The sequence below is a fragment of the Streptococcus sp. CCH8-H5 genome (genome assembly GCF_001556505.1).
Lineage (GTDB): Bacteria > Bacillota > Bacilli > Lactobacillales > Streptococcaceae > Streptococcus.
The window spans coordinates 1-3867 of record NZ_LSIZ01000130.1; the positions used below are offsets into that span (position 1 = coordinate 1).

General features: G+C 37.0%; 1 protein-coding gene and 1 pseudogene. One reads left to right on the forward strand and one right to left on the reverse strand.

Annotated elements, in window-relative coordinates; translation table 11 throughout:
• Positions 1–377: 377 nt before the first annotated feature.
• On the forward strand, positions 378–2195 hold the full coding sequence (gene glmS / locus AX663_RS08700) for a glutamine--fructose-6-phosphate transaminase (isomerizing) (RefSeq protein ID WP_022496548.1): 1818 nt from the start codon (positions 378–380) through the stop codon (positions 2193–2195).
• A 344-nt stretch (positions 2196–2539) separates the two neighbouring features.
• Here glmS and AX663_RS08705 read toward each other — a convergent pair.
• Positions 2540–3789 (reverse strand): annotated as a pseudogene (locus AX663_RS08705) (ISL3 family transposase).
• Positions 3790–3867 lie beyond the last annotated feature (78 nt).

A 3867-nucleotide genomic window follows, 5' to 3' on the forward strand; every position in this document is an offset into this window, starting at 1 on the left:
TATGGGACTTTTTGTGTATACTCAAAAAGCTCTATAATCTCTACAGTGGTTTTACAAATCACAGAAATAAAAAAATCTGAATTATTAGCGAAATTTTGTTCTTTAAAGGAAAATAGAGTTTAATTGGAAGTGGTATAACAAATTTCGTTTTTATTCATTTAAATAGTTGTTAAGAAAAATTGATTTAGATTATCTGATAATAAGTTTTTACTTGACAAATTGAAGATAGTCATCTTTTATGACTATACCAATTTAATTGTTGACAACTAATAAAACTAGGTATATAATGACTTTGTTCGGTTCAATAATAGGATATTGAACTATACCAATTTGTAGGAAAGGGATAGTAATTTAAAAGTTGCTACAGGTAATAATTAATGTGTGGAATTGTTGGAGTTGTTGGAAATAGTAATGCAGTGGATATCTTAATACAGGGTCTCGAAAAGTTAGAGTATCGCGGTTATGACTCAGCAGGTATTTATGTGACTGATGCCCCAGATAAAGGTTGTCTAGTTAAATCAGTTGGTCGTATTGCAGATCTTCGTGCTAAAATTAGCTCCGATGTTAAGGGATCAACTGGTATTGGTCACACGCGTTGGGCAACACATGGTCAAGCAACTGAGGATAATGCTCACCCACATACTTCGGAAACAGGGCGCTTCGTTTTAGTTCATAACGGAGTTATTGAAAACTATCTCCAAATTAAAGAAGAATACTTGCAAGGACACAAATTTAAAGGTCAGACAGATACTGAGATTGCAGTTCACTTGATTGGTAAATTCGTTGACGAAGATGGATTATCAGTTCTTGAAGCCTTAAAAAAATCTCTTCATATTATCCAAGGGTCATATGCGTTTGCTCTTGTTGACTCTCAAGCACCAGATACGATTTATGTTGCCAAAAACAAATCTCCACTTTTGATTGGTGTTGGTGAAGGTTACAACATGGTTTGTTCAGATGCCATGGCTATGATTCGTGAAACTAGTCAATTTATGGAAATTCACGATAAAGAGTTGGTTGTTCTGACCAAAGATGCTATCACAGTTACCGATTATGAAGGAAATGCTATTGAACGCGGTACTTATACAGCTGAACTTGATCTTTCTGATATTGGTAAAGGAACTTATCCTTACTATATGTTGAAAGAAATTGATGAGCAACCTACTGTAATGCGTAAATTGATTTCTACCTATGCAGATGATGAAGGAAATATCACTGTTGATCCAGCTATTGTCAAGTCAGTACAAGAAGCAGATCGTATTTACATCTTAGCAGCTGGGACTTCATATAATGCTGGTTTTGCGTCAAAAGCTATGTTTGAAAAATTGACAGATACACCAGTTGAAATAGGTGTTGCATCTGAGTGGGGTTACAACATTCCACTTTTGAGCAAAAAACCAATGTTTGTTTTGCTTAGTCAATCAGGTGAAACAGCAGATAGCCGTCAAGTTTTGGTGAAAGCTAACGAAATGGGAATCCCTAGTTTGACTGTTACCAATGTACCTGGTTCTACGCTTTCTCGTGAAGCAACATATACGATGCTTTTACATGCAGGGCCTGAAATTGCTGTAGCTTCTACAAAAGCTTATACTGCTCAGATTGCGGCTCTAGCTTTCCTTGCGAAAGCTGTTGGTGAAGCAAATGGCAAGAAAGAAGCACTTGAGTTTGATTTAGTGCATGAGTTATCAATTGTTGCTCAGTCAATTGAAGCGACTCTCTCTGAAAAAGATATGATTTCTGAGAAAGTTGAGAACTTGTTGGCTACAACTCGTAATGCTTTCTACATTGGTCGAGGAAATGATTATTATGTAGCTATGGAAGCATCATTGAAGTTGAAAGAAATCTCTTATATTCAATGTGAAGGCTTTGCTGCGGGTGAGTTGAAACACGGTACAATTTCATTGATTGAAGATGGTACTCCAGTTTTAGGATTAATTTCTGCAAGTGAAGTTGTGGCTGCTCATACTCGTGGTAATATTCAGGAAGTTGCTGCTCGTGGAGCTAATGTTTTAACAGTCGTTGAGGAAAAATTAGCTAAAGCTGATGATGATATTATTGTCAATCAAGTACATCCATTCTTATCACCGATCTCAATGGTTATTCCAACTCAGTTGATTGCTTACTATGCTTCTCTACAACGGGGTCTTGACGTGGATAAACCACGAAACCTTGCAAAAGCAGTAACAGTTGAGTAAGTTAGTTTCCGCATTCTAAATTTTATTAGCTCTTTTTTATCATTTATCAAGTCTATCAAAGCTTTAAGTTAAAAATGAGATAAGACAGTACTATTCTGAGTTTATTGTCTTAGTTTTAACAATTTTTGAGCCATAAAAAGGCATGCTAAAAAATACCTTTCCTGGTATTTTTGATCAAGGTTTCTTGCCAGTTTGTCAAGTGACGTATAGCGCTATACTACAATTTTACAAGACCCCACTACTTTAACCTAACGAAAAAGTAGTGAGTACTCTCTGGTTGGAGATTTTCTCACTACTCATCTTAGTATGTTTGTCAACTGTAGTGGGTGGCGAAAAGCTAACATCTAGAGAGGACCAGATAGGTCTTCTCTTTTTTTATGTTTAGAGTGATGAAGATACGTTTCTTAAAGTTGATGAAGTTTCTAAAACCGAAGCCCAACCGTTTGATGTCTTTAATCAACTTGTTAGTAGCTTCCAGTTTTGCGTTTGAATAGTCTGTTTCTAGTGCATTTTGGATGTATTGCTTGTGTCTAAGAAAAGTCCTAAAGACCGTTTGAAAATAGTGATTGACCTTGCTTCTATTTTCCTCTATCAGCTCAAAGAACTCATCTACTCTCTTCTCCTGAAAGTGAAAAAGCAAAAGCTGATAAAGAGTATAGTAGTCGGTGAGCTCTTCTGAAAAGACCAATGTCTTCTCAATGACTTCATGTGGGCTTAAGGTTTGACAAAATGTCTTCGAGTGAAATGAGTTACAAGATAGCTTACGACTGTCCTTTTGAAAAAGTCGCCAGTGATTTTTCAAGGCTCGATAAGGTAGTGACTTCTTATCGAACTGGTTCATAATCGCAATTCTTGTCTTTAAAAAGGCACGTCCAAGGTACTGGATAATGTGAAATCGATCAAGAACAATTTTGGCGTTAGGGAAAAGTCTTCGAGCTAGTGGCATATAAGTTCCTGACATATCTATCGTGATAAACTGTACCTTTTGGCGAGCTTTCAACGGATACTTCAAAAAGTAGTTTCGAATAGTGGTTTGACGGCGATTATCGAGGATAGTTATGAGTTTGTTGGTCTCATAGTCTTGCGCCACAAAAGCGAGTTCACCTTTCTTGAACCCAAGCTCATCCCAGGACATAACAGCTGGGAGTTTGTCATAATGCTCCTTGAAAGTAAACTGGTCAAGTTTACGATAGACAGTGGATGTCGATACACGAAGTCTTCTGGCAATATCCGTTAATGATAGCTTTTCAGTTAGAAGTTGAGCAACCTTTTGTCGGACAAGGTTTGAGATTTGGTGATTTTTCTCAACGATTGATGTCTCAGCGACCGTGACTCGCCTACAACTTTTACACTGGAAGCGACGTTTCTTCAGACGTAGTAGTGTCGGAGTTCCAGCTTGCTCTAGAAGAGGGATTTTAGAAGGTCTTTGAAAGTCATATTTAATCATCTTTCCTTGGCAATGTGGGCATGGTGGTGCAGGGTAATCCAGTTTTGCATGAATTTCGATATGAGTATCAGTTTCAAAAACAAGAGAAATAATGATGTTAGGGTCTTTAATTCCGATTAATTCTGTGGTATTCTTAATAGGTCTCATAAGTTCTTCCTAATGGTAGTTTCGTCGCTTTTCATTATAGTTCTTATGGGACTTTTTGTGTATACTCAAAAAGCTCTA

Bases quoted from the DNA above. Each gene is read 5' to 3' on its own strand.
- glmS (WP_022496548.1), top strand. From the start codon at position 378: ATGTGTGGAATTGTTGGAGTTGTTGGAAATAGTAATGCAGTGGATATC.